The 25,306-nt window shown below is 67.2% G+C and carries 22 protein-coding genes and 1 other RNA gene; 10 read left to right on the forward strand and 13 right to left on the reverse strand.

What is annotated here, in order from left to right; translation table 11 throughout:
- Positions 1–13: 13 nt before the first annotated feature.
- Both M8009_RS10535 and M8009_RS10540 read right to left on the reverse strand, forming a co-directional pair.
- Positions 14–2,032: a hypothetical protein gene (locus M8009_RS10535; RefSeq protein ID WP_250061178.1), complete on the reverse strand. Its 2,019-nt coding sequence runs from the start codon at positions 2,030–2,032 to the stop codon at positions 14–16.
- 64 nt (positions 2,033–2,096) lie between these two features.
- Positions 2,097–3,320 carry an ATP-grasp domain-containing protein gene (locus M8009_RS10540; protein ID WP_250060790.1) on the reverse strand — a complete coding sequence of 408 codons (1,224 nt, stop codon included), beginning with the start codon at positions 3,318–3,320 and terminating at the stop codon, positions 2,097–2,099.
- A 210-nt stretch (positions 3,321–3,530) separates the two neighbouring features.
- Between M8009_RS10540 and ffs the strand changes: the two genes are divergently transcribed.
- Both ffs and M8009_RS10550 read left to right on the forward strand, forming a co-directional pair.
- Positions 3,531–3,627: signal recognition particle sRNA small type (ffs, locus tag M8009_RS10545), an RNA gene on the forward strand.
- 354 nt (positions 3,628–3,981) lie between these two features.
- Positions 3,982–4,704 (forward strand): tellurite resistance TerB family protein, encoded by a 723-nt coding sequence (locus M8009_RS10550; RefSeq protein WP_250060792.1) that lies wholly within the window; start codon positions 3,982–3,984, stop codon positions 4,702–4,704.
- 30 nt (positions 4,705–4,734) lie between these two features.
- On the opposite strand, the gene M8009_RS10555 is transcribed toward M8009_RS10550, so the two are convergent.
- The 9 genes from M8009_RS10555 to M8009_RS10595 all read right to left on the reverse strand — a co-directional run bounded on the left by M8009_RS10555 (position 4,735) and on the right by M8009_RS10595 (position 13,119).
- Positions 4,735–5,514, reverse strand: a complete 780-nt coding sequence (locus M8009_RS10555) for an amino acid ABC transporter ATP-binding protein (RefSeq protein WP_284047789.1) — start codon at positions 5,512–5,514, stop codon at positions 4,735–4,737.
- Positions 5,515–5,539: 25 nt separating this feature from the next.
- Positions 5,540–6,193 (reverse strand): amino acid ABC transporter permease, encoded by a 654-nt coding sequence (locus M8009_RS10560; RefSeq protein ID WP_250060794.1) that lies wholly within the window; start codon positions 6,191–6,193, stop codon positions 5,540–5,542.
- 45 nt (positions 6,194–6,238) lie between these two features.
- Entirely contained in the window at positions 6,239–6,895 is a 657-nt protein-coding gene (locus M8009_RS10565; protein ID WP_250060796.1) for an amino acid ABC transporter permease, read from the reverse strand.
- A 77-nt stretch (positions 6,896–6,972) separates the two neighbouring features.
- On the reverse strand, positions 6,973–7,776 hold the full coding sequence (locus M8009_RS10570; RefSeq protein ID WP_250060798.1) for a transporter substrate-binding domain-containing protein: 804 nt from the start codon (positions 7,774–7,776) through the stop codon (positions 6,973–6,975).
- A gap of 160 nt (positions 7,777–7,936) precedes the next feature.
- On the reverse strand, positions 7,937–9,115 hold the full coding sequence (locus tag M8009_RS10575) for an acetyl-CoA C-acyltransferase (protein WP_250060800.1): 1,179 nt from the start codon (positions 9,113–9,115) through the stop codon (positions 7,937–7,939).
- Positions 9,112–10,395 carry an ArgE/DapE family deacylase gene (locus M8009_RS10580; protein ID WP_250060802.1) on the reverse strand — a complete coding sequence of 428 codons (1,284 nt, stop codon included), beginning with the start codon at positions 10,393–10,395 and terminating at the stop codon, positions 9,112–9,114. The genes M8009_RS10575 and M8009_RS10580 overlap by 4 nt, the downstream gene beginning before the upstream one ends.
- A complete protein-coding gene (locus M8009_RS10585) occupies positions 10,395–11,048 on the reverse strand; it encodes a 3-oxoacid CoA-transferase subunit B (RefSeq protein ID WP_250060804.1) in 654 nt (217 codons plus the stop codon). The genes M8009_RS10580 and M8009_RS10585 overlap by 1 nt, the downstream gene beginning before the upstream one ends.
- Positions 11,038–11,739 (reverse strand): CoA transferase subunit A, encoded by a 702-nt coding sequence (locus M8009_RS10590; protein ID WP_250060806.1) that lies wholly within the window; start codon positions 11,737–11,739, stop codon positions 11,038–11,040. Before M8009_RS10590 ends, M8009_RS10585 begins: the two co-directional genes overlap by 11 nt.
- Positions 11,740–11,745: 6 nt before the next feature.
- Positions 11,746–13,119, reverse strand: a complete 1,374-nt coding sequence (locus M8009_RS10595) for an aminotransferase family protein (protein WP_250060808.1) — start codon at positions 13,117–13,119, stop codon at positions 11,746–11,748.
- A gap of 106 nt (positions 13,120–13,225) precedes the next feature.
- On the opposite strand from M8009_RS10595, the gene M8009_RS10600 reads away from it, so the two are divergent.
- The 8 genes from M8009_RS10600 (at position 13,226) to M8009_RS10635 (ending at position 21,909) form a co-directional block, all read left to right on the forward strand.
- On the forward strand, positions 13,226–14,137 hold the full coding sequence (locus tag M8009_RS10600; RefSeq protein ID WP_250060810.1) for a LysR family transcriptional regulator: 912 nt from the start codon (positions 13,226–13,228) through the stop codon (positions 14,135–14,137).
- A 345-nt stretch (positions 14,138–14,482) separates the two neighbouring features.
- Positions 14,483–16,744 (forward strand): putative bifunctional diguanylate cyclase/phosphodiesterase, encoded by a 2,262-nt coding sequence (locus M8009_RS10605; RefSeq protein WP_250060812.1) that lies wholly within the window; start codon positions 14,483–14,485, stop codon positions 16,742–16,744.
- Positions 16,745–16,883: 139 nt separating this feature from the next.
- Positions 16,884–18,872: a DNA polymerase III subunit gamma/tau gene (dnaX, locus tag M8009_RS10610; RefSeq protein ID WP_250060814.1), complete on the forward strand. Its 1,989-nt coding sequence runs from the start codon at positions 16,884–16,886 to the stop codon at positions 18,870–18,872.
- A 46-nt stretch (positions 18,873–18,918) separates the two neighbouring features.
- A complete protein-coding gene (locus M8009_RS10615) occupies positions 18,919–19,245 on the forward strand; it encodes a YbaB/EbfC family nucleoid-associated protein (protein ID WP_250060816.1) in 327 nt (108 codons plus the stop codon).
- 22 nt (positions 19,246–19,267) lie between these two features.
- Positions 19,268–19,873 carry a recombination mediator RecR gene (gene recR, locus M8009_RS10620; RefSeq protein ID WP_250060818.1) on the forward strand — a complete coding sequence of 202 codons (606 nt, stop codon included), beginning with the start codon at positions 19,268–19,270 and terminating at the stop codon, positions 19,871–19,873.
- A 26-nt stretch (positions 19,874–19,899) separates the two neighbouring features.
- Positions 19,900–21,027 carry a ribonuclease D gene (rnd, locus tag M8009_RS10625; protein WP_250060820.1) on the forward strand — a complete coding sequence of 376 codons (1,128 nt, stop codon included), beginning with the start codon at positions 19,900–19,902 and terminating at the stop codon, positions 21,025–21,027.
- Positions 21,024–21,335, forward strand: coding sequence for a YcgL domain-containing protein (locus M8009_RS10630; protein ID WP_250060822.1), 312 nt, complete (start codon positions 21,024–21,026; stop codon positions 21,333–21,335). Before rnd ends, M8009_RS10630 begins: the two co-directional genes overlap by 4 nt.
- Before the next feature lie 124 nt (positions 21,336–21,459).
- On the forward strand, positions 21,460–21,909 hold the full coding sequence (locus M8009_RS10635) for a YcgN family cysteine cluster protein (RefSeq protein WP_250060823.1): 450 nt from the start codon (positions 21,460–21,462) through the stop codon (positions 21,907–21,909).
- 263 nt (positions 21,910–22,172) lie between these two features.
- On the opposite strand, the gene M8009_RS10640 is transcribed toward M8009_RS10635, so the two are convergent.
- Together M8009_RS10640 and M8009_RS10645 are read right to left on the reverse strand one after the other, a co-directional pair.
- The gene (locus M8009_RS10640; protein ID WP_250060825.1) at positions 22,173–23,075 is read right to left on the reverse strand and encodes a hypothetical protein; all 903 of its coding nucleotides are present in this window, start codon (positions 23,073–23,075) and stop codon (positions 22,173–22,175) included.
- A gap of 44 nt (positions 23,076–23,119) precedes the next feature.
- The gene (locus tag M8009_RS10645; RefSeq protein ID WP_250060827.1) at positions 23,120–25,270 is read right to left on the reverse strand and encodes a S9 family peptidase; all 2,151 of its coding nucleotides are present in this window, start codon (positions 25,268–25,270) and stop codon (positions 23,120–23,122) included.
- Positions 25,271–25,306: the final 36 nt, after the last annotated feature.

Below are 25,306 nucleotides of genomic sequence, written 5' to 3' on the forward strand. Positions count from 1 at the left end.
GGCAGAGGGGGCCTTACGGCCCCTCGTCGGCCTGCAGCTCGGTAGGGGGAATCCGGTCGGCCCCCCAGCTGCGGTGGATGTAGCCGATCACCCGGTCGAGCTCCTCCTGGGTGATCTTGGCCAGCTCGCCCCGTTCCAGCGGGTCGTAGTGGAAGATGTAGAGGCGCGAGGCGAACTGCTCGAAGGGCAGCGAGGACTCGCCGAAGCGTTCGCCGTTGCCGGCGGTGCTGACCTCGATGCCGTCGCCCCAGTCCTGGCCACTGTCGTTATTGGGGTTGTAGAAGTAGACCCGCATGGTATCGCTGGGGTCGAGCGTGACGCGCAGCAGCGTGATGGCATGCCAGCCGATGAAGCGAGCCGCGCTGTCGGTCACGGCGATGCCGGCCGGCTGAGGGTGAATCAGCGGCTGGTTGCCGTTGTAGTAGGGGTGGTAGCTGGCATAGAAGTGACGCAGGAAGTCGTCCAGTTCGTGCAACTGGCCGGTGGCCACGTCGACGTTGATACGAAAGCCGCGGCCCGACCACCAGCCGTGGAACTCCGGGTTGACCCAGCGGTGCGGGTCGCCCTCGCGGTCGCTGCAGCGCCGTCCCATCTCGGCATAGATGCGGTCCAGGTGCGGCACGACCAGCAGCGAGACCGGGTCCAGATCCATCGGCAGCTCCTTGGCCACCCCGGAGAGGCTGGCCATGGAGGAGAGGGGCATGCCCTCGAAGTGCATGATGATCTCGTCGTCACGCGCCGCCCAGGTGACCATCTGCAGCAGGTAGTCCGGGTCGTTGTAGGCCCACATGGAGAGCGCTCGGGCGGACTGGCAGGTCGGGTTGTTGCCCTGGCCCACGCCCAGTGGCAGACCGAGCATGCACAGCACGCCTTCCAGCAGGCGGGCACGCGGTGATGTGCTGTCGCCGAAGGCCAGGTTGAGCCTGGCCTCGGACCAGTCAGAGAGCCTCAGCCCCAGCTGGCGCCACATGGCCGGGGCCACCGGGGGCTGGTAGAGGATGCCGCGCTCGAGCAACAGGGCCAGCCCGTAGACCGCCTGGGGCGTGGTCGGGTACACCGCGCCACGGATCAGCGCATGGACCAGCTCGCGATAGCAGAGCAGGCAGTCCCGTCCGGTGGACGACAGCCCCAGGGCCTCGGCGAGCAGGTGGTCGCTGTGGTCGAGCAGGTAGCGCAGCAGCACGGCATGGTAGGGCGAGACCAGGCTGGTGTCGTGCATGGCCCGGGCGAAGCCGGTGGCCTCGTACTGCAGGGCGCTGTTGTCCATGCTCGACAGGCGCTCGCGGTAGGTGTCGATGCCGGGGTCCTCGCGGCACGCATGGGTGGGACCGAACAGCGAGCTGACCAGGCGGTCGGCCCCATGGCCGCTGGTGCCCAGGTCGATCTCCGGATTGGCCTGACAGATGGCGATCTGGGTGATCATCTGCTTGATCGTGTCGACCTGGATCGGCCGTTGCTGCAGGATCCGCCAGATCTCGGCGATCAACCGGTCGATCACGTGCTCGTAGCCGATGCGCTCGGCCAGGTGGTGGAACAGGTGGCGGGGCAGCTGTGCCAGACGCCCCTGGGTCTCCCGTTCGGCCTCGGTGGGTGTGCCGAACAGCAGCCAGAGATTGAGTGCCATCACCTGGGTAAGGTAATGGTGGGCCTGCTCCTCGGAGAGCAGGGGATGGAGGTAGTCCCCCTTGGCCACGGCGAGGATCCGCAGCTCGCTGATCGCCTCGATCACCACGATGTTGGGGTCGGCGCTCTTCAGCGCATGGGTGGTGAGGGACGGTACCAGGTACTGGGGGGTCTCCCAGTCGGAGCCGAGAAAGACCCCGGCCTCCTCGAGAACCCTAGCCCGTTGCTCGATGGCTTCGCAGCCGCCTTCCTGCAGCATGACTCGCCGGGCGGTATCGAGCACCCGGGGCAGCTTGCCCGGCTTGGCGAACTCGCGTGCCTGGGCGAGCAGGGTGATGGCTTCATCGAGCTTCTTGAGCAGGCCAGCGAGCTTGTCACTGGCCGGTGGCGGCGTACTGGCGTCTTGCATATTTCGAGGCGTAGTCACGCCGACTCCTTGTCGTCAGGCTGTCATATTAACCATGACGCCTGTATCAGACATAGAAATCAAGCTCTTCCATGTGCTTGAGCAGTTCCTTCATGCGTGCCGCTTCATCGCCCTTGAAGTAGACCAGGCCCCAGTGGGTACCGAAGGCGGTCCGCTTGGTGACGGTCTCCTCCATGGGCGGCGTCAGCTCGTGGGACTCGAAGTAGGGGTCGTCCTCGACCTCTTCGGGAATCTCCAGCTTGCTGACCACGCGGCGGCGCGGATAGACCCCGAAGCAGCCGGCAAAGCCGTCGGCATCCACCACCTCCTTCGGGAAGAAGGCCTTGACCTCCTCGTCGCTGGCCTTGGGGTCGAACACCAGCATGGTGGCCTGGTAGGCATTGAAGCCGTAGACCCGCTCGAGCAGTTCGAAGACCTTGAAGCCCGGCGGACGGTAGGCCACCTCGCCGAAGTACATCTCGCCGTCGTTGGTGACGAAGTACTCGGGGTGGATCAGGCCGAACTCGATGTCGAAGGCCTTGATCAGCTTCTCGATCTGGGCGGTGATCTGGGGGCGATAGTGCTCCAGCTCCGGTGAGGCCGGCACGAACACCGAGTAGCCCAGCGTCACGTATTCGGAGATATTGAGGAAGACGATCTTGCCGTTGTGGATCCAGGCCTCCACGGCGAACTCCCAGCCGTCCAGGTGCGACTCCATCAGCACCGGGAACTCCTCGTCGGGGATGGTATCGACCTCGTCCGGGGTGCGGATCACCCGGTGGCCCAGGCAGCCGGCCTTGTCGAACGCCTTGAGGTGGATGGGATCGTTGGGGTCGCCGTCGAGCTTGAGCAGGGTCTGGTTGACCCGCTTGAGGAAGCGCACGACGTCCTCCTTGTCGTGGGCCTCCTCGAAGATGCCGACACGGATGCCGCCGAGCTGCGCACGACGCTTCATCAGCGCCTTGTCACGCAGCAGCAGCGACTGGCCGTAGAGGCGCGGGTTGTCGAGCAGTACCGAGTTGATGGCGCCGGCCCACTCCACGGTCTCCTCGAACATGGGGATGGCCACGTCGACGCCCATCTCGTTGAGGGTCTCGGCGATCTCCATCGAGCGGTCGTTGAGGCGCTCGAAGTTCCAGGGCACATAGGGGATATTGTGCTTCTGGCAGTACTCCTCTGCCCAGTCAGGGGCGACCACGACATAGCGTCGATCGAAGTTCTCGGCGGCTTCGATGGCATTCAGGCTCCAGCCCAGCTGGGCAATATAGCCCTTGTTCGGATCCTTCTTCATGGTTCGCCTCCGTGATAAGCATTGGACGTCAATTTTCCAATTACCATACACGAGGAAAGCGAGTTCCTCACCCTTGCAGCCCCGGCCAGCCGGGCTGCATGCTTCCGCCCTTGTGGTCGGCGACGGGCATTGATATAGTGCGCCCCGCTCGATGCCGGCCTGAGTCGGCCTTGAGCAAGTGATGCCTCTGGCATCCTGCTGTGGTGGCCCCGTCGGTCCTCCCGCAACGCTAGACCGCAAACCCCGCCAGGCCCGGAAGGGAGCAACGGTAGTGGTGGACGCGTGTGCCGGGATGTGGCTGTCGGGGCCGCCTCCATTTCCGGGCATGGCATGGATTCAAGGGCGCTTCTCGCCAGTGGCTCCGTCGAAAGCAGGGCCCTGTGCCCCAGCAAGCCCGGCAACCTCCCTCCTGCGACATTCGAACCCGTCAGGGGCTATTCCAACTCGGTATCATCCCTTCCGCCTGCCCTCCCAGGTTCATGGCATGCCGACCCATGCGTTCCCACCGGCAGTGACGGTTTGGTGAAACGCGCCTCGCGCTGTCTGGCGTGACGCATCCTGCTGCTTCCTGCCTTGCGGCGAGGGGTGCTAATCTCGTGTTACTGAGAGCCTTGTGCCGCCCTCTGAGGCCTTTACTGCCTGTCACCGGGAGAGAATTACCATGAACGCGAGCCGTATACTCGAACAGATCATGAAGCAGGCCGGCGGTGGCCAGCAGGGCAGCGGCCAGTCGGGCGGCGGCCTGAATGTCCAGGGGATGATCGACAGCCTCTCCTCGCAGTTCGGCGGGGGCGGCGGCCGGGAGGCGGGGCAGGGCAGCGGGGTCGATGTGAAGAGCCTGCTCGGCGGCGGTGCCCTGGGGCTGTTGGTCGGCTCCAAGCGTGGCCGCAAGCTGGGCGGCAAGGCCATCAAGTACGGTGCCATTGCCGGCGTCGGCATGCTGGCCTGGAAGGCCTGGCAGAACTCCCGCGGCGATGCGCAGGCCGACACCGCCCGGGAAGGCCCTGCCATGGAGCAACTGGAGGGCAGGGCGCGGGAGCAGCGCAGCCTGGAATTGCTGCAGGCGGTGATCATGGCGGCGCGGGCCGACGGCCATATCGATGATCGCGAGCGTGCCCTGATCACCGAGCAGATCGATGGGCTGGGCGCGGATGCCGAGCTGCACGACTGGGTGCAGCGCCAGCTCGAGGCGCCACTGGATGCCGCGGCGCTGGCCCGGCAGTCGGATTCCCCTCAGGCCGCTCGCGAGATGTACCTGGTCAGCGTGGCGGTGACCGACGACCAGAACCCCATGGAGCGGGCCTGGCTCGACCAGCTGGGTGGCGCGCTGGGGCTGGATGACGCCATGCGGCAGGAGCTCGAGCGCCAGGCGCTGGGGGCCTGAGCCAGGTCGACAGAAAAGCGAGCGTACTGCTCAGGCTTGCGCTCCCAGGTGCTTGCGCAGGAAGTGTTGGGTGCGTTCCTGGTCGGGATGGCTGAAAAGGTTCTCAGGGGTGTTGGCCTCGACCACCACGCCGCCATCCATGAACATTGCCCAGTCGGAAACGTCGCGCGCGAAAGTCATCTCGTGGGTAACGATCAGCATGGTCATGTGTTCTTCGGCCAGACCCTTCATGACGAGGTTAACCTCCTCGACCAGTTCGGGGTCGAGCGCCGAGGTGGCCTCGTCGAAGAGCATGACCTTGGGCTGCATGGCCAGCGCCCGGGCGATGGCCACCCGCTGTTTCTGGCCCCCGGAGAGGGAGCTGGGGTAGGCCTGTGCCTTGTCCGCCAGGCCCACGCGCTCAAGCAGTTCCATGCCGAGCTCTCGGGCGCCACTGGCGTTCATGCCCTTGAGCTTCCTGGGTGCCAGGGTCACGTTTTCCAGTGTCGAAAGGTGGGGAAACAGATTGAAGTGCTGAAATACCATGCCCATGTTCTGGCGGATGTGGTTGATGTGCCTTTCGTAGGCCAGGCCCTTCAGGTCGGGACGATTGACCTGCATGCCATCCAGCAGGATGCTGCCCTCGTCGATCACTTCCAGGTTGTTGACGGAGCGCAGCAGGGTACTCTTGCCCGAGCCTGACGGGCCGATGATGGAGATGATCCTGCCGCGGTCGACCCGCAAGTCGATGCCTTTGAGCACTTCCAGGTCACCGAAGCGTTTCTTGACGCCCTTGAGCTCGACCATCGGGGTATCTGTCGTCTGTGTCATGCGAGAACCTCGTCTGCAGTGCAGGTTAGCGGCGATAGGCGGCACGGCGTTCGATCCACGACTGGCCGGCCTCCATCATCAGATTGATCAGGTAGTAGATGACGGCGATGGTGATGTAGAACTCGAAGGGGCGGAAGGTCACGCTGATGGCGTACTGCGAGACATAGACCATCTCCCCTATGCCGATGGCGGAAAGCACCGAGATATCCTTGACCATGATGATCATGTTGTTGCTCAGCTGGGGCAGGGCGCGATAGAAGGCCTGGGGAAGAATCACGTAGAACAGCGTGGCCAGGTGCCCGAAACCCAGCGAGCGCGATGCCTCGTACTGGCCGCTCGATACCGATCTGATGGTGGCAATGAAGATGTCGGCGTTATAGGCCATGTAGTGAAAGCCCAGACCCAGCACCCCCACCACGATCGCCGGTATGAGTATCCACTCGCCGATCCCGAAATACAGGAAATACAGCTGCAGCAGCAGCGGTGTGGTCATGAACAGCCAGATGAAGAAGCGCAGCGGCCAGCTGACGACCTTGCGGGTATACAGCGAGATGACCGCCACGATCTGGCCGCCGATCACCGACATCACGGTGACGGCCAGGCCGATCAGCAAGGTGACGCCGACGCCCTGCAGAAGCGTGGGCAGGTAGTCAATGACGGGGCTGAAGTCGAATTCCATGGGGCTATCCTGGTTGTTGTGGCCCGGTAAGGCGCCCAGTAAGTGTTACAGGAAGGTGTAGCGCGTGGCTCGGCGATAGAGGAACTCCACGATGCCCATCACCGCATAGATGATGATGATGTACATCAGGGCACTGAGCGTGAAAACTTCCAGGGGCTTGTAGGTGGAGCCGATCAGCCGCTGGGCCTGATAGGTCAGCTCGATTACCGAGATGATCGATACCAGCGAGGAGTTCTTGACCAGAATGATGGCCAGCACCCCGACCGAGCGGATCATCAGACCGGCCGCCTGGGGCAGGATGATGTACTGCAGGGTTTCCAGGCGACCGAAGCCCAGGGAGCGCGATGCCTCGTTCTGGCCACTCTCCACCGACTCGATGGCGCCGCGGATGGCCTCGCTCATGTAGGCCCCGATATTGAAGGCGCCGACCACCACACCACAGGTGAAGGGGTCCAGGCGCAGGCCGATGGCGGGTCCGCCGTAGAAGACCAGCAGCAGCTGCACGAAATAGGGCGTGCCGCGCACCACGCTGATATAGGAGCGGGCCAGCCAGCGAATGGGCGGGATTCGCGAGGTGCGTAGTGCCACCAGCGCCGAGGCGATAAAGAAGCCGAAGACCAGGGCGCGCGCGGAGATGTCCACGGTCACCCACGCCGCCTTCACCAGCAGCGGCGCGATCTCGATCATCAGATTGATGTCCATGATCCCTTCTATCCTGTTGTCGTGGTGTCAGGAAGGGTGGGGGGCAGCAGGGCTTGTGCCCTGCTGTGTCTATCCCGTCAGTTGAATTCGACCCCTGCGCCGATCCACTCGTCGACGATCTCCTGGTAGGTGCCATCCGCGCGAATCTCTGCCAGTGCCGTGTTGAGTGCCTCCTTGAGCTGCGGGGAACCTTTCTGGACAGCGATAGCGGCCGGGAAGCGGGGCAGGTCGCCCACATCGACCTGCTTGATGGGGATATCGTCCTCGTTGAGCGCGACATAGACGGGAATGTCATCGGCGACCATGACATCGATGCGGCCGGTGGTGAGGCCATTGAGCATGTCGGGCAGTCCCTGGAAGGTCTGGTTGCGCCACCTTCCCTCGGCCTTCTCGGTGGCCCACTGGTTGCCGGTCTCGCCGAGTGTCGAACCGACTCGCTTGCCCTCGAAGTCATCGATGCTGCTGACGTCATCGGTCTCTTCGCGCACCCAGATGGAGAGTCCCGAGCGGTAGTAGGGGTCGGTGAAGTCGACGGCCTTCCTGCGTTCCTCGGTGGCGCTCATGCTGCAGATGCAGGCGTCGAAACGCCCGCCCGCCAGGGCGGCGACGATGCCGTTCCAGGGCGATGTCTGGATGTTGACCTCGACGCCCATCTTTTCCGCCAGGGCCTCGGCGATATCCACATCGAAACCGACCAGGTTGCCGGCCGTATCCACGTAGCTGAAGGGCGGGTAGGCGCCGGAATTGGCGACCTGGAAGACATCCTCCTTGATCTCGGGAAGGTCCCGGGCCTGGGCCGGCAAGCTGACCAGGGACAGGGCGCCGAGCAGCGCCAGGGCGCCGATGAAGGGACGGTGAAAAGACCTGTTGTGAATTGTCATATCAATGCCTGCTTGTTGTGGGTTTCTTGGGTTATGGGCTTGTTGGGTCATTGGGTCATGGAACCGCTGGGTAAGGTTATCGACGTTACATCTCGTTGTGCGGCAATTACCTCCTGGTGGTGGCTCATGGGGATGAGGCGCAGGACGTTGCCTGCGCGTGTCACGCGCGTTCGAGCAGCAAGGCGATGCCCTGTCCGCCGCCGATGCAGGCAGCGGCGCAGCCGTAGCGTCCCCCTCGATGGTGGAGGGTGCGGGCGAGGGTGCCGGCCAGTCGGATGCCGGTGGCGCCCAAGGGATGGCCCAGTGCCAGCGCCCCGCCGAAGATGTTCACGCGCGCGGGGTCGAGGCCCAGCGTATCCATGGCATAGAGCGGCACGGCGCTGAAGGCCTCGTTGATCTCCCAGGCATCGATATCGTCGATTCTCAGGCCGGTGGCGGTCAGCACCCGTTCGATCGCCTTGGCCGCGCCGGCGCCCATGCGTTCCGGCATCACACCGCAGTCGACCACCTCGACCACCCTCGCCAGGGGCGAGAGGCCGTGGCGAACCAGGGTAGATTCGTTCATCACCAGCGCCGCGCCGGCACCGGAGGTGAGCGGTGAGCTGTTGCCGGCGGTGACCTGGCCGCCTTCGACGAACGCCGGGTCGAGACCGGCAAGGCGTTCCAGGGTGGTGTCGGGGCGGATGTTGGCGTCGCGTGCCACCGCCTCGCCGGCCGGATTGGCCAGCGTCAGCCGCTCACCATCGAACCAGCCGTCCTGCTCGGCCCGGGCGGCACGCTGGTGGGAGCGCAGGGCGAAGGCATCCATGGCCTCCCGGGAGATCCCGCTTTCCCGGGCCAGACGCTCGGCGGTCAGGCCCATGTTCATGGCCACGGTCAGGTCGAGCTCGTCGTTGCCCTGGAGCGCCTCGGGGACCGTCAGTACGCCTTCCTGGAAGAGGCTCGGACCCATCGGCACGCGCGACATGTTCTCGAAGCCACCGGCCACGCCGGCCTGGATGGCACCGACCTGGATCTCGCGCACCGTGCCGCGCAGGGCCGCCAGGCTCGAGCCGCACTGCTGGTCGATCTGACGCGAGGCGCAGCCAAGCCCCAGCCGGGAGAGCCACTGCGGATAGCGGCCGCCGAAGCTCCACTGCTCCTTGACCGGCAGCGCGCAGCCGACGCTGAGGTCCTCGATGAGCTCACCCTGGATCCCGCGACGGGTCAGCAGGGCGTCGATCACCTGGCCCAGCAGGGCGTCGCCGCGCTGGCCCGACCAGGCGTCGACCTCGGGCTTGCGGGGGTGGGCGCGGGTGAAGGCGCTGCGGGCGTAGTCGACGAGGTAGGCGGCGTTCATGAGGGGCTCCCTGGGGTGACATCGCCGTTGGCCCAACGACTGATGAACAGGGCGTAGGTGGTCAGCACTCGACGGATGGAGTCGATCTCGACACATTCATCGACCCCATGGATGCGCTGGGCGACCGGGCCATAGCAGGTGCCGTTGATGCCCCCGGACACATGGAAGGCGCGCAGGTCGGTGGTGCAGGTCGAGAGGTAGTGGGCCGGCGGTTCGCCGACCAGGTCTTCGTGGCAGCGCGACAGCAGGCGGATGCCGGGGGTCTCCAGGTCGACCAGGTGGCCTTCTGAACGAAAGCCATGGAACTCGACCCGGGGCGCGGGCGAGCCGTCGTTCATGGATCGATGGTGGTCGGCGATGACCTGGCGGACCCGTGTCATGATCTGGTCGGGCGTCATGCCCGGCGGGAAGCCGACCCGTCCCTCGAGGATCGCGTGGGCCGGCACGCTGGAGGCCCAGTTGCCGCCCTCGATCTTGCCGATGCTGAGGTTGAAGGGGCGGTCCAGGGCCTCGTAGGGCGCGGGACGGGGCAGGGCGTTGATCTCGGCTTCCAGTGCCTTGAACGCCGGCAGGTAGCCCTGCAGCGTCTCGATGGCATTGCTGCCGGCGCGGGTGTCGAGCACATGGGCCGGCACACCATCGATGCGCATGCGGAACCACAGCACGCCCACCTGGCCGCTGTAGATCTGCGCGCCGAAGGGCTCGGGGATCAGCACGAAGTCCCCGCTGTAGCCCTGGTGCAGGCAGGCCAGGGCGCCGTTACCGGTGCACTCCTCCTCGATCACGGTCTGCAGGGTCAGCGGGAAGTCCACCTCGACGCCGGCCTGGCGAACGGCCTGCACCGCCATCACCATGGCGGCGATGCCGGCCTTCATGTCCCCGGCGCCTCGGCCATACAGCCAGCCATCCTGCTCCCAGGGTTCCCAGGGGAGCCGTGACCACATGTCGGTGGGTTCGGCTGGCACCACGTCCAGGTGGCCGTTGAGCACCAGGTGGGGCTTGTCGGCGGTCGGGTTGAGCCGGGAGACCACATTGTGGCGTCCCTCGTTCGACCAGGTGGTCGGTACCCGGTGAGGGTGGTCGGCGAAGCCCGGCGCATCGAGGGGCACTCGCTCCACCGGCAGGTCCAGCCGCTTGAGCCAGTGCTCCATGGTGGCGAGTGCCCCATGCTCCTGGCCCAGCACGCTGTAGCCGCGGACCAGGTCCCGGGTCAGTTCCAGGGTGTCCCCCATCAGGGACTCGCAGCACGCGAGGATGCGTTCTTCCGTGGCGGTGAGCATCAGAATCTCCCCAGACGGTGTTCGTCGATGATCAACTCGGCCTCGGTGGCCGCGCGCAGCGCCGCTACCTCCAGCCCCTCGGCAATATCGATCACCTCGAGTCCGGCATCGGTCACTTCCATCACCGCCTTCTCGGTGATTATGCGCGAGACGCAGCGTGGCGCCGTGAGCGGCAAGCGACACTGCCGCAGGATCTTGGGGTTGCCCTGCTTGTCATTGTGCGAGCAGAGCACCACCAGGGTGTCGACCTTCTGGGCGAGCTCCATGGCACCGCCGATGCCCGGAGAGAACTTGCCGGGGATCTTCCAGTTGGCCAGGTTGCCCTGCTGGTCGACCTCGAAGGCGCCCATGAAGGTGACGTCCACCCGGCTGCGGCGGATCATCGCAAAGGAGAGCGCACTGTCGAACACGCTGGCGCCGGGGCGGGTGCCGATGTAGGCCCCGCCCGAATCGATCATCTCGAGGTCGGGCTCACCGCCATTGGCGAGGGGCTGGCAGCCCAGCACGCCGTTCTCTGAGTGCACCAGCACTTCCATCTCCGGCGGCAGGTAATGGAACAGCCTGGTGGGCAGTCCGATGCCGAGGTTGACGATCTGGCCGGGCACCACCTCACGGGCGGCGCGGGCGAGCATCCTTTCCTGATCAGACGACATGGGTGCGCCTCCCCTGCTCGCTGGTGGTTTCATCGACCCGCACGACCCGGCTCACGAAGGCACAGGGCGTATGGATCGTCTCGGGTGCCAGGTAGCCGGGTGCCTCGACCCGGAAGGCCTGGGCGATCACCCGGTCGGCCGCCATGGCCATCAGCGGGTTGAAGTTGATGGCGGTGCCGCGATAGACGAGGTTGCCGTAGGCATCGGCCAGGTCGGCATGGACGAGGGCCACGTCGGCCCGGATAGCGGGCTCGATGGCCCAGGTCCGGCCGTCGCACTCGATCTCGCGGCGCCCCTCGGCGATCTCGGTGTCCAGACCGATATCGGTCAGGAAACCGTAGTGGCCAGCGCCGGCACAGCGGATCTTCTCGGCCAGCAGGCCTTGGGGGTGCATCTCCACGGCCAGGCGGCCCTGGTTCATCTCCTCGATGGCGATCCGGTTGAGCCCGATGTGCGAGGTGATCAGCCGGTCGACGCGACCGGCGCGGATCAGCCGGCCGATGCCGATATCCGGCTCGTTGGCGTCGTTCTTGATCAGCGTCAGGTGCGACTGGCCCTGGGCCAGCAGCTCGTCGAGCAGGGCGAAGGGCGTGCCTGGCGAGCCGAAGCCGCCGACCATGATCGAGGCCCCATCGGGGATGGTGGCGATGGCCGCCTCGATCGTTGTATGTTTCTGGTTGAGCAGGGTCATGAGGTCTCAGCCTGTGATTCCGTTGGCGGTAGCAGCGGCGACGTCATCGAGCAGCGGTGCCACCACCTCCCGGTCGAGCCGGTCGAGGGCACGGCTGAGCCGCTCCAGCAGCAGCTCGGCCTCGCTCTCACTGATGGTGAAGGGCGGGCCGACCAGGAAGTGGTCGCCGGCCAGGCCGTTCAGGGGGCGCCGGGGATAGATCAGCAGCCCTTCCTCCTTGGCCAGCGCCGTCATCTCGGCGAAGAGATTGGAAGCGGCGGGGAAGGGCGTCCGCTCCACGGGGTCCATGACCAGCTCCACCCCCCACAGCAGGCCGAGGCCGCGCACGTCGCCGATCCAGGAATAGCGTGACTGGAGCGACTCGAGTCCCTGCTGGAGCTGAGCGCCGCGGGCCCTGACGTTGTCCAGCAGGCCCTCGCGGCGGATCGCCTCGACGGCGGCCAGGCCGGTGGCACAGGCCAGCGGGTTGCCGGCATAGGTGTGACCATGCTGAAAACCGCCGTTGGCCATCACCGTCTCGACGATCTCGCTGCGGCACAGCAGCGCCCCTACCGGATAGTAGCCGGCCCCCAGCCCCTTGGCGGTGGTCAGCAGGTCGGGCGCCACGCCCCACTGCTGGTAGGCGAACCAGGTGCCCGTTCGGCCTACGCCACTCAGCACCTCGTCGAAGATCAGCAGGCAGCCGAATTCGTCGCACAGTGCACGCAGGCCTTCCAGGTAGGCCTTGTCGACCAGGCGTGCCCCGGTGCTGGCACCGCCGACGGGTTCGACCACGATGGCGATGATGGTGTCGCCACCGGCGGCTTCTATTGCCGCGCGGGTCTCGTCGAGCACCCGGCGGATATGGGCGTCGCGGTCGTCGTCCCGCTGGCGATAGAAGTCCGGGCCAAGCACCTTGATGGAACCGGGGGTGATGCTGGCGAAGGGAGCCTCCAGCGGCTGATAGCCGGTAAGGCCCAGCGCCCCCAGGGTGCTGCCATGATAGGAGGGACGCAGCGACACGAAGTGGCGGCGACGGGACTCGCCACGCGCGACCACGTACTGGCGGGCCAGCTTGATGGCCGACTCGACGGCCTCGGAGCCGCTGGAGACGAAGAACACCTTCTCCAGTTCACCCTCGGTCATCTCGACCAGTGCTTCGGCCAGTGCCACCGCGGGCGCATTCTCGAACTGGGTCCGGTAGGTGAATGCGACACGGTCGAGCTGAGCCAGCATGGCGTCGCGGATATCCTCGCGGCCATGGCCCAGGTTGCAGGAGATGGCACCGGAGCAGCCGTCCAGATACTCCTTGCCCTGGGTGTCCCACAGGAAGACACCTTGGCCATGGCTGACTTCCGGCATCGCGGGACCGGCCTGGTAGAACAGGGGGGAGGTCGTCATCTTGTCGATCCGTTGTGGTTGTGTAGTGCGGATGACGTCAGTCTAGGTAGCCACGAGAAGATATTTCAAGATATGATGTTTTTACCGTATTCAATGACTTTTAATCATGACTGACGTCAACATTCATTCGCTCAAGGCGCTCGCCATCTTCAAGACGCTGTTCGAGGCGGGCAGCGCCTCCCAGGCGGCGCGAACGCTCGGCATCACCCAGTCGGGGGTCAGCCGGTCGCTGTCCCAACTGGAGCAGAACCTGGGGCTCGCGCTGTTCCTGCGCGAGAAGAACCGCCTGGTGGCCACCCCCGAGGCGCGCGAGCTCTACGAGGAGATTCTGCGCCTGATGGGCAACATCGAGGAGCTGCGCCACAGTGTGCTGGCCCTCAAGGAGTTCGGCACCTCGCGGCTGCGCATTGCGGCCATCCCCGGGCTGGCGTTCGGCTTCGTGCCGCGGCTGATCGCCGCGCTGCTCGAGGACAACCGCGGCTTCAGCATCAGCTTCGACATGATGTCGAGCCACGATGTGCTCCGGGAGGTGGAGTCCGGCCATGCCGACATCGGCTTCGTGACGCTGCCGGCCACCTCTCGTGTGCTGCGGGTCGAGGAGTGGCTGACCACCCAGGCCCGCTGCCTGATTCCCAAGGGGCATCCCCTGGCGTCCCGCACAGCGGTTAGCGTCGGGGATCTCGAGGACCAGTATCTGGTGATCAGCAACCAGCCCAATGTCGGCGCCGACCCACTGCTCAACCTGGCCGCCACGCATGGCATCCATATCGCCGGCAAGACCGAGGCCAATATCGGGGCCATCACCGCGCTGGTGGCCAACGGCGTCGGGATCAGCGTCATGAACCCGATCACCGCCACCGACCAGCTTTCCCGGCGAGATGGGGTGGTAATGCTGCCGTTCGCCCCTGAGATCGATTTCAGTTTCGGGCTGGTCTATCGCGAGGACTGGAAGCATGCCCGGGCCCTGGAGTTCATTCGCGCCTGTGGTCACGACCTGCTGCGGGAATATCCCGGTTGACGACCCTCTGCGCCTTCCCTTGCGGCTGTCGCAGCGCCGAGCCCGCACGGAACTGGATGGCGGGCAACCGGTGACCCCCTGCGAGTGCCCCGAGCGGGCCGACCCGGTGCTCCAACGGGTATGCGAGACCGGCCTCAATGCGCTGAACGTGCTGCGCGGTTTCGAGGCCTCTTGAGCCTTGGCGTTCGCGCCGGGAGGGGCGACACTGTGATATCGAGGAGCGCCTGAAGCGGGAACGAGAATGTACAACCATCCGTGGATTGATAATGCCGTCTTGGCGAGGCGAGATGTCGGGTTCCCGTGGGCTCCTATCGCGACGTGCAGGCGCCGTGGTGACCCGCAGTGATGAGGCGATCGCAGCGGCGCATCGTGCTGCTGGCCATGCTCGGTATCCTGGTCACCGGGTCCCTGGTGGGCCTCGCCACGGCTTGGCCGCTGTTCCAGGCCCATCGTCAGGCGCTGGAGACCAATACCCTGATCAGTGCCTCGGCCCAGGCGGAATCCCTGGAGCACCTGCTGGCGCGCTACCGGGACCTGGCCAGGCAGTTCACCAGCCGCACGGAGATCCGCCGCCGCCTGGCGCGCTATGCCCAGCAGGCCCTGGATCGTCAGTCGCTGGTCGCCTTCACCACCCCGCGCCTGGTGGATGCCATGCTGCAGTCCCCCGACCTGGTAGGGCTGGTGCGGCTCGGCCCGGTGGGCCAGCCGCTGGTGACGATCGGTCGCACGCCCTCGCCGTCGCCGGGCCCTGAGCAAGCGGAGGCCACCCGGCCCGGCCCCCTTCGACTGGTCAGGCAGGACGATGAACTGCTTCTGGAGGTGGCGGCGCCGATCATCTCCATGGACAGCGAACGCATCGGTACCGACGTGCTCTATTTCGACCCGTCGGGCATCACGGCGCTGCTCGCCGATGCCACTCGCTTCGCCGGCGACTCCCGGCAGTGGCTGCTGGGGCCGTCCGGCGAGACCCTGCTGGCGGTGGACGGGGAGAGGGCGTTGACGCTGGCCGACTCGTCCCCCTTGGTGTCCGACCGGGTCCGCGAGGCCCTGGAGCGGGGACAGGCCGGGCTATTCCGTGAGGGCGGCTGGTGGGGTGGACGGGTGCTGGTGCATGTGCCCCTGGCTTCCCGCGGCTGGGGGCTGCTGGTGCAGATTCCCGCCCGGGCGTTCTTAGGCTCGGCCTACCACGAGCTGCGCTGGCCCGCCATCCTGGTGCTGGTGTTGATGGCCCTGGGCGCCTTCGTCACGGCACGCACCATCAGTCCGCTGCTGTCGCGCATCACCGACCAGGCCGGGCGGCTGCGCATCTCGGCCAACTATGATCCCCTGACCGGCCTGTCCAACCGCGCGTACCTCAATGAGCGACTCAGCATGGCCCTGGAACGTGCGGAAGCGGCGCATGGACAGCTGGCCGTGCTGTTTCTCGACCTGGACCACTTCAAGGGTATCAACGACAGCCTGGGCCACCCGCTGGGGGATCGCCTGCTCCAGGCGGTGGGCCAGCGCCTGGCCGGGGTGGTGCGCGACGAGGACGCGCTGGGGCGGCTGGGGGGAGACGAGTTCCTGCTGGTGATGGAGCACCTTCAGGAGCCCGCCGATGCCGGTCGGGTGGCACAGAAACTGATCGATGCCCTGGTGCAGCCCTTCGAGATCGATGAGCACGAGATCTTCATCGGGGTCTCCATCGGCATCAGCGTCTATCCGCGCGACGGGCGCAGTGCCGAGGAGCTGATCCAGCACGCCGATACCGCCATGTACGGGGCCAAGGCGCTCAAGCGCAATACCTGGCAGTTCTTCACCCCCGAACTGGGCGAGGCGAGCCGCGAGCGCTTCGCCATGGATACCGGGCTGCGCCGTGCCCTCGAGCGTGACGAGCTGGTGCTGCACTTCCAGCCCCAGGCCAGGGTGGCGGGCGACCAGGTGTTCGGGGCCGAGGCCCTGGTGCGCTGGACGACGCCCGAGGGCGAGCTGGTCGGCCCCGGGCGCTTCATCGCCCTGGCCGAGGAAGCCGGCCTGATCCATGCGATCGGCCGCTGGGTGCTGCGGGAGGCCTGTCATCAGGCGCGGCAGTGGGAGCTGAGGGGGCTGCCGCTGCGCATCTCGGTCAACCTCTCGGGGCTGCAGGTGGTGCAGGGCGACATCGTGGGCGATGTGCGGGCCGCGCTGCACGAGAGCGGGCTGTCGCCCTCGCGTCTGGAGCTCGAGATCACCGAAGGCTTCGTGATCGGCCATGCCGACGAGGGGCTCGAGCGGCTGCGCGGCCTGCGCCTGCTGGGCGTCGAGCTGGCCGTGGACGATTTCGGTACCGGCTACTCCTCGCTCTCCTACCTCAAGCGTCTGCCGGTGCAGTGCCTGAAGATCGACCAGTCCTTCGTCGCCGATGTGCCGGGTGACCCCGACGACGAGACGATCGTCGCCGCCATCCTGTCGATCGCCGAGCGCCTAGGGCTGGATGTGATCGCCGAGGGGGTGGAGACCGCCGAGCAGCTGGCCTTCCTGCGGACCCTGGGGTGTCCCGCCTATCAGGGCGACTACCTGAGTCCGCCGCTCACCGCCGAGCAGTTCGAGCAGCGCTGGGGCGGCGGGGGACTGGTTCGCGAGGCCTGAGTCGGGCGCGGCTTCCCGCAGGGCGCCCCGGTCGCTAGAATGACCGGTTCCAGTCGGACATCGGGCCCGGTCCATGCAGGCTATCGGCGTCCGTCACCCCACAGCTGCCGTTCGCTTTACCGCAAGGATTCCGCGCTGCATGAGCTATCAGGTTCTGGCCCGCAAGTGGCGACCGCGTACCTTCCATGAACTGGTCGGCCAGGAGCATGTCCAGCGCGCGCTGGTCAATGCCCTGGACCAGGGGCGCCTGCACCATGCCTACCTGTTCACCGGGACCCGCGGGGTAGGCAAGACCACCCTGGCACGGATCCTGGCCAAGTGCCTGAACTGCACCGCGAATGGCCAGGGCGACGCGGGCGTGACCTCGACACCCTGCGGCGAGTGCGACAGCTGTCGCTCCATCGACGAGGGGCGCTTCGTCGACCTGATCGAGGTCGACGCCGCCTCACGCACCAAGGTGGAGGATACCCGCGAACTGCTCGACAACGTTCAGTACGCGCCGACCCAGGGACGCTACAAGGTGTACCTCATCGACGAGGTGCACATGCTCTCCACCAGCAGCTTCAATGCCCTGCTCAAGACCCTGGAGGAGCCGCCGCCCCATGTGAAGTTCCTGCTGGCGACCACCGACCCGCAGAAGCTGCCCCCCACGGTGCTGTCGCGCTGCCTGCAGTTCACCCTCAAGCACATGCCGCCCGAGCGCATCGTCGGCCACCTGGCCAAGGTGCTCGAGGCCGAGGGGGTGTCCTTCGAGGAGAGTGCCCTGTGGCTGCTGGGCAAGGCCGCCGAGGGCTCCATGCGCGATGCCATGAGCCTCACCGACCAGGCGATCGCCTTCGGCCAGGGGGAGGTGCGCCATGCCGATGTGGCGGCGATGCTCGGCACCCTCGACCATCGCCATGTGCTGGCGCTGGTCGAGGCGCTGGCCGCGGTGGATGCCCCTCGGCTGCTCGCCGAGGTGGCCGCCCTGGCCGAGCAGGGCCCGGACTTCGCCGCGGTGCTGGATGACATCACCGGCGTGCTCCACCGCCTGGCCATCGCCCAGATGGTGCCCGACGCCGTCGACAACGGCCATGGCGACCGCGAGGCGCTGCTCGCGCTTGCCGCGCGCTTCACCGCCGAAGACATCCAGCTCTACTACCAGATTGGCATCCAGGGGCGTGGCGACATGGAGCATGCCCCGGACCTGCGTACCGCCCTGGAGATGACCCTGCTGCGCATGCTGGCCTTCCGCCCCCAGGGCGTGCCGCGTCCCGCGCAGACGCCGCTGCCCCTGCGCGGCCAGGGAGGTCCCGATGGCGCGGGGCCGGACGGTGAGCCGTCCCCGCAGGGCGGGCCGGCCCCGGAGGGGAATCATCCCTCACCCCGGCCCGCCCAGGCGTCGCCCGAGACCGCCGACGAGACCTCGGTGGCCAGCCCGCCTCCCGACATCCCCCCACCGGCGCCGGCCGCCGAGCCCGTGACGGCGTCGTCGCGGGACGCTGCGCCGCCCTGGGAAGAGCAGGGTGAGCGGGAAGAGCAGGACGAGCGGGAAGAGCAGGGCACACAAGTGTCGACACCCGCAGTGCCTGGGAGTGAGCCCGGGCCAGGCACGCCAGAGCCATTCGCGTCGCCCGCTACCGAGATCCCGGACCCGCCGGGACAGCAGGTGATGCCGGAATCAGCGACCGCCGAGGTGCAGGCCCCCGAATCTCCGGCTGCCCCTCCATCCCCTGTGGAGGGACTCTTCGGCCACGCCGACTGGCTGGCCCGTTTCGATTCGCTGGGGCTGGGCGGGCTGACCCGCAACCTGGCCGCCCACTGCGTGGTCGAAGCCGACGACGGCGAGCAGCTGACGCTGCGCCTAGACCCCTCCCAGGAGGCGATGCAGGCCGAGGTCCACGTGACGCGCATTCGCGAGGCGCTGGCGGCCATCGGGGTCGAGCGCCGCCTGGCGCTCGAGCCGGGCGCGATGCCCACGGAGGTCGAGACCCCGAAGCAGCAGGCCGACCGTCTGGCCGCCCAGCGCCATGCCGAGGCGATTGAAGCCTTGAGCCGTGACCCCCATGTACAGAAACTGCAGCAGGCCTTCGGTGCGCGGCTGATCGAATCCACGGTCAAGCCCGCCGATGCCGGGGCTCGCGGTTGAGCCGCGCCGCTGCCACCGAACACATCAACCACGAGAGGAATCCGCCATGATGAAGGGTGGAATGGGCAACCTGATGAAGCAGGCCCAGGAGATGCAGGAGAAGATGCAGCGCGTCCAGGAGGAGGTCGCCAAGGCCGAGGTCCAGGGCGAGGCCGGGGCCGGCATGGTCAAGGTGACCATGAACGGACGCCATGACGTGAGCAAGGTCGACATCGACCCGAGCGTCATGGAAGAGGACAAGGAACTGCTCGAGGACCTGCTGGCCGCCGCCGTGAACGACGCCGTACGCAAGGTCGAGGCCAGCTCCAAGGCCAAGATGGAGGAGGCCACCGCCGGCCTCAACCTGCCGCCGGGCTTCAAGATGCCCTTCTGAGCGACACCGAGATGGACCGCCGATGAGCTTTTCCCCGCTGGTCGAGAGACTGATGGAGTCGCTGCGCGTGCTGCCGGGTGTCGGGCCCAAGACGGCCCAGCGCATGGCCATGCACCTGCTCGAGCGTGACCGCGACGGTGGCCGGCGCCTGGTGGAGGTACTGGGCTTGGCGCTGGAGCAGGTCGGCTACTGTCGACGCTGCCGGACCCTCACCGAGGAGGACGTCTGCAGCATCTGCATCAGTGCACGGCGCGATGAGGATCTGCTCTGCGTGGTGGAGTCCCCCGCCGATCAGCTCGCCATCGAGGAGGCCGGCGGTTACCGCGGTCGCTACTTCGTGCTGCATGGCCACCTCTCGCCGCTGGACGGCATCGGCCCCGAGGACATCGGCCTCGACCAGCTCGAGGCGCGCGTCGCCGAGGGTGGCGTGGAGGAGGTGGTGCTCGCCACCAACCCCACCGTGGAGGGCGAGGCGACCGCCCACTACATCGCCGCCCAGCTCTCGCCCCTGGGCGTGAGGCTCTCGCGGCTGGCCTACGGCGTGCCCATGGGCGGTGAGCTCGAGTACGTCGACGGTGGTACCCTGAGCCGCGCCTTCAATGGTCGCCTGCCCTTCCGGGGCGAGTGACGCTCCTTTCCCTGCCGGAATCCTGCATGCCATTGACTCCCGAGATTCGCTGGATCGATACCCCCGAGGCCCTGGATGCCGCCTGCGCCGAGGTGGCGTCGGCCGAGGTCATCGCCCTTGACACCGAGTTCTTCCGCGAGAGCACCTTCCACCCGGTGCCGGCGCTGATCCAGTTCACCGCGGGCGGCCCCGCCTTCCTGGTGGACCCCCTGGAGGTGGCCTGTACCGAGGCCTTCCGGCGCCTGCTCTCGTCGGGCCCCCTCAAGCTGCTGCATGCCTCCAGCGAGGACCTCGAGGTCTTCGCCCACTGGGCCGGCGTGCCGGTAGCGCCGCTTGTTGACACCCAGATCGCCCAGTCGCTGCTTGGCGAGGTGCCCTCCATGGGCTACCAGAAGCTGGTGGAGACCTGGGTCGGCGAGACCCTGCCCAAGGACGAGACCCGCTCGGATTGGCTCAAGCGCCCGCTCAGCGAGACCCAGATGCTCTATGCCGCCCTCGATGTGGTTTACCTGCTGGAGGTGTGGCAGCACCAGCGCGAGGCGCTGGAGCGTCAGGAGCGACGGGCCTGGGTCGAGGCGGACTGTGCCGACCTGGTGGCCCAGTCGGCCCGCAGCGACGCTACCGATGGCCAGTGGTACCTGCGCCATCGGCAGCTGTGGCGGCTCGCGCCGCGTCAGGTGGAGGCCTATCGACGCCTGACCCGCTGGCGCGAGGGTGAGGCCCGGCGCCGCGATGTGCCACGGGGGTGGCTGGTGCCTGACCGGCTGCTCTACGCTATCGCCGAGCAGTTGCCGGAGAACCGCTTCGAGCTGGCCCGGGTCGAGGGCCTCAAGCCGCCCCTGGTCAAGCGCGAGGGCGATGACTTGCTGAGGCTGGTCCGCGAGGCGTTGAACGTCGACGAGCGCGACCTGCCGCCGGCGCCGCTCTCGCCGATGGCCCCCGAGTTCAAGCAGCGCCTCAAGGCACTGAAGAGAGTGGTGAATGCCGAGGCGGAGGCGCTTGGGGTGGCACCCGAGGTGCTGCTGAAGCGCCGTGACCTGGAGGCCCTGGTGGGCGCCGATCTCACGGGCCAGCCGCTGCCGCTGCCCGGCGGCTGGCGTGGTGAGCGACTGAAGGCGGGCCTGAAAGCGGCCCTCGAGGAGGTATCCCGATGAGCGATGACCGCATGCGGGGTGACAAGCTGCTGTGCGAGGTCTTCAAGAGCGCGCGCAAGGAGCAGATGTATCTCTACGTGGACAAGCGCCAGGGCCTCGTGGAAGTGCCCAAGGCGCTGCTCGAGCAGTTCGGCAAGCCGCTGTCGGCCATGACCCTGATCCTCACCCCCGAGCGATCACTGGGTCGAGCCAGGGCCACGGACGTCATGGCCGCCATCCGCGACAAGGGTTACTACCTGCAGATGCCGCCGGCCAAGGAGGAGTACCTGCTGGACCTCTACCGCACCCCCACCGAGGCGCGGTACTAGTTTAACGCGCCCGGTGACGCGCGAACCCCGCTTAACGCGCCCGGTGACGCGCGAACCCCGCAGAATACCGCCCGGCGACACTTGAAGCTCGCTGAATCGTGTCCCGCGCCGGATAGGAGAGCTCATGAGAGAACGGTTCTGGGAGCGCTTCGACCTGGAGGAGCTCACCGACGAGGAGTGGGAGGCGCTGTGCGACGGTTGCGGCCAGTGCTGCCTGCTCAAGTTCCAGGACGAGGCGTCCGGTGACCTGGCGGTGCTCAATGTCGCCTGCGAGCTGCTGGATATTCATAGCTGTCGCTGCAGCGACTACGCCCATCGCTTCGCGAGGGTGCCCGACTGCACACAACTGACCCCTGAACGCATCGACGATTTCCGCTGGTTGCCGCGATCCTGCGCCTACCGGCGAGTGGCGGAAGGCCGCAAGCTCGCCGCCTGGCATCCATTGATCGCCGGCGGGCCGGCGCGCATGCACCGCAAGGGCATCAGCGTGCGCAGCTTCGCCGTCTCGCAGCGCGAGGTTCCCGAGGAGGAGCTCGAGGAGCACATCATCGCCATCCTGCCCATCGATGCCTGAAGTGGCTCGTCAGCCGCTCTCTCGACGTATGAGATCCCTCGTACCCAGGTAGGCATCACGATTCATCTTTCTGTGATGGTTGTTTCATCTGTCCGTCCTATGGCGCGGTTCATGGGCGGCTACGATGCTGTGCAGTGTGTAACAGTTTGTTGTGCATGGCGAGTGTGACGGGGCAACCCCGGGAGCACGGGATAACGCAGAGGGGAAGAATCATGAAAGGCTTCAGGAAGCTGGCACTGGTGGTGGCGATGGGAGCCCTGGCGTCATCCGGCGCGTCGGCACAGTCGTCCCCATGGGGCGCGGATCCGCTCAGCGACGACGAGTTGGCCGCGATGTTCAATGACCTCATGTACGAGGGCAGGGTGCTCGACGACCAGGAGATGGAGCAGCTGCTGGCGTGGTTTTCGACACGGCAGAGCCCCGAGGAGTTGTTGCTGCTCTTTCCGCCCGGGGCTGGTAACGACGCCACCGCCGGTCTCGGCACCGGAGGTGACGGCGGTTCTGCGCCAGGGACCGGTGGTGGGGCCGGCGGTGGTATCGTCGATGATGGCGCCGGCGATGATGGCGCCGGCGATGATGGCGGCGGCGATGACGGCGGCGGCGATGACGGCGGCGGCGATGACGGCGGCGGCGATGACGGCGGCGGCGATGACGGCGGCGGCGATGACGGCGGCGGCGATGATGGCGGCGGCGATGATGGCGGCGGCGATGATGGCGGCGGCGATGATGGCGGCGGCGATGATGGCGGCGGCGATGATGGCGACGGCGATGATGGCGGCGGCGATGATGGCGGCGGCGATGATGGCGGCGGCGATGATGGCGGCGGCGATGATGGCGGCGGCGATGATGGCGGCGGCGATGACGGCGGCGGCGATGATGGCAATGGTAGTAGTGGCGATGACCACTTTGGAGGGGGTGATGGCGGCGGCGCCGGTGGCGGCTCCGGCGGTGGCTCCGGCGGTGGCTCCGGCGGTGGCTCCGGCGGTGGCTCCGGCGGTGGCTCCGGCGGTGGCTCCGGCGGTGGTGCTGGCGGTGGTTCCGGCGGTGGTGCCGGTGGCGGCGCTGGCGGCGGTGCCGGTGGCGGCGCTGGCGGCGGTGCCGGTGGCGGCGCTGGCGGCGGTGCCGGCGGTGGCAGCTGACGCCTCAGCAGCCTGAGTGGCACGCAAGGGACCCGGCCTCGGCCGGGTCCCTTTTTATCAGGAGATCAGGGTCAGCTGTCCCTGCCCTCGAGCCCCAGTGCCCAGAGGATGAAGGCATCCTGGCGGGCGTTGTCGTGCCAGGCCTTGAAGCGTCCCGAGGCTCCGCCGTGGCCGGCGGCCATGTCGGTGCGCAGGAGGATGGGGCGGCCCTCCGCCGGGCGGCCAACCGCGGGGCGGTCAGTGGAAGTATCACCTTCACCGGCCTGGTCTTGACCCAGTTCCTTGAGGCGGGCATAGAGCTTGGCGGGTTCCCAGTAGGGCACCCGGGTGTCGTGCCAGCTGCCCTGCAGGAAGACCGCGGGCCAGGGCTGTGTCGAGAGGTTGTCCAGCGGTGAGTAGTTGCCGATGCGTCTGCGGGCCTCGGGCTCGCGGGGGTCGCCCCACTCGGTGTATTCCGCGGTGGTGAGCGGCAGGTCGGGGTTCTCCATGGTGCGCAGCACGTCGACGAAGGGCACGTCGAGGACCGCGGCACAGAAGGCCGCCGGGGCCAGGTTGAGGCTGGCGCTGACCAGCAGCCCCCCGGCACTGGCGCCATAGGCCGCAATGCGCTCGCCGTCGCTGAAGCCCTTTTCGACCAAGGCGTCGCGGGCGGCGAGGAAGTCGTGGAAGCTGTTCGCCTTGTGTTCTAGCTTGCCGGCCAGGTACCAGGGCTCGCCGCGATCGCCACCGCCGCGCACATGCGCCACGGCAAAGGCCGCGCCGCGTGCCAGCAGCTCCAGCCTTGCGATCGAGAACCAGGGATCGAGCACCTCGCCGTAGGCGCCGTAGCCGTAGAGCAGGGTGGGCAGCGGGTGGCCGGCCAGGTCCGCGCGCATGACCACCGAGACCGGGACCCGTTCCCCATCGTGGGAGGTCGCCCAGAGCCGCTCGCAGACCAGCTGCTCGGGCCTCAGGTCGCCATGGATGGGCTGCTGCTTGAGGAGGCGTCGCTGGCCGCTGTCGAGATCATGCTCGAGCCAGGTCACCGGCAGGGTGAAGGACTCCTCGCGCAGGCGCAGGCGGCGGGTATCGAAGTGGGGCGCGTCGCCCAGTGAAAGGCTGCAGGGCAGCTCCGGCAGTGGCAGTCGTTCGTCGCGGGTGATGGCGTGGTCGGCATCCAGCTCGAGGACGCGCAGGTGCACCTGGGCTTCGTGGTGGTCGCGCTCGGTGACCACCAGCCCCCAGTCGAAGGCGTCGACGCCCTCCAGGGTGTCATCGTCGCGATGAGGGAGCAGTGGCTGCCAGGCGCTGGCGGGGTCGGCTTCGCCCAGCTGCTGCTCGGCCAGCACGTCCAGCCTGAAATGGGTGGCCTCGCGGTTGTGCAGTACATAGAAGTGCCCCGGGCGGTGGTCCAGGGCGTATTCCACCCCGCTTTCCCGGGGGCGGAAGCAGTGCGGCGCGGTGCTCGGCGCCCGGGCGGGGATCAGGTGACTCTCGCTGGTGTCCTTGGAGGCGCTCTCCAGGACCAGCCACTCGCGGGAACGGGTCTTGCCGAGGCCCAGCCAGAACTCCGGGTCCTCCTCGCGCAGCACCAGTGCCGGCTCGCCGGCCCTGCCGGCCTCCAGGGGCAGGCGCCAGATGCTCTCCGGGCGCTGGGTGGCGTCATAGCGGGTGAAGAGCAGGGTGGCGTTGTCCTCGGCCCAGCCGATCTCGGGGCCGATCTCCTCGAGCAGTATCCCGGGTTCACCGCCGGGCAGGTGCTTGAGGTAGAGCGTATAGGTCTCGTCGCCGCGGGTGTCCTCGGTCCAGGCGAGCCAGGCCTCGTCCGGGGAGAGGGCCATGTCGCCCACCTCGAGGAAGTCGTGCTCGCTGGCCCTGGCCTGCAGGTCCAGGAAGCACTCCGCGGCATCGGGGTCGCCATTGGGATGGCGCCACCAGACCGGGTAGTCGGCGTCTACCGCCGTCTCGCTCCACACCGTGTAGTGATCCAGCGGCGTCCTGAGCCCGTGGACGGCCAGTTCGCGGCGAGCCAGATGGCCGTGGTAGAGGCGCTCGACCAGGTCGTCGAGGGGGGAGAACCAGCGGCGCGACTCCCGGTTGGCCGCCTCCAGGAAGTCGGTGACCGTCGGATCATCACGGTTCTCCAGCCAGTGCCACGCCGGGTCGTCGGCGTGATGGAAGCGGGTAACGGGGTCGTCGGCAGGCGTCGCGGTGGCCTGGTCACGTGGCGGCTGTGCTTTCATTGCGCGAGATGTACCATACTCAGTGTATTTTCAAGA

The organism is Halomonas gemina (assembly GCF_023554995.1).
In the GTDB taxonomy this organism is placed as follows: Bacteria; Pseudomonadota; Gammaproteobacteria; order Pseudomonadales; family Halomonadaceae; genus Halomonas; species Halomonas gemina.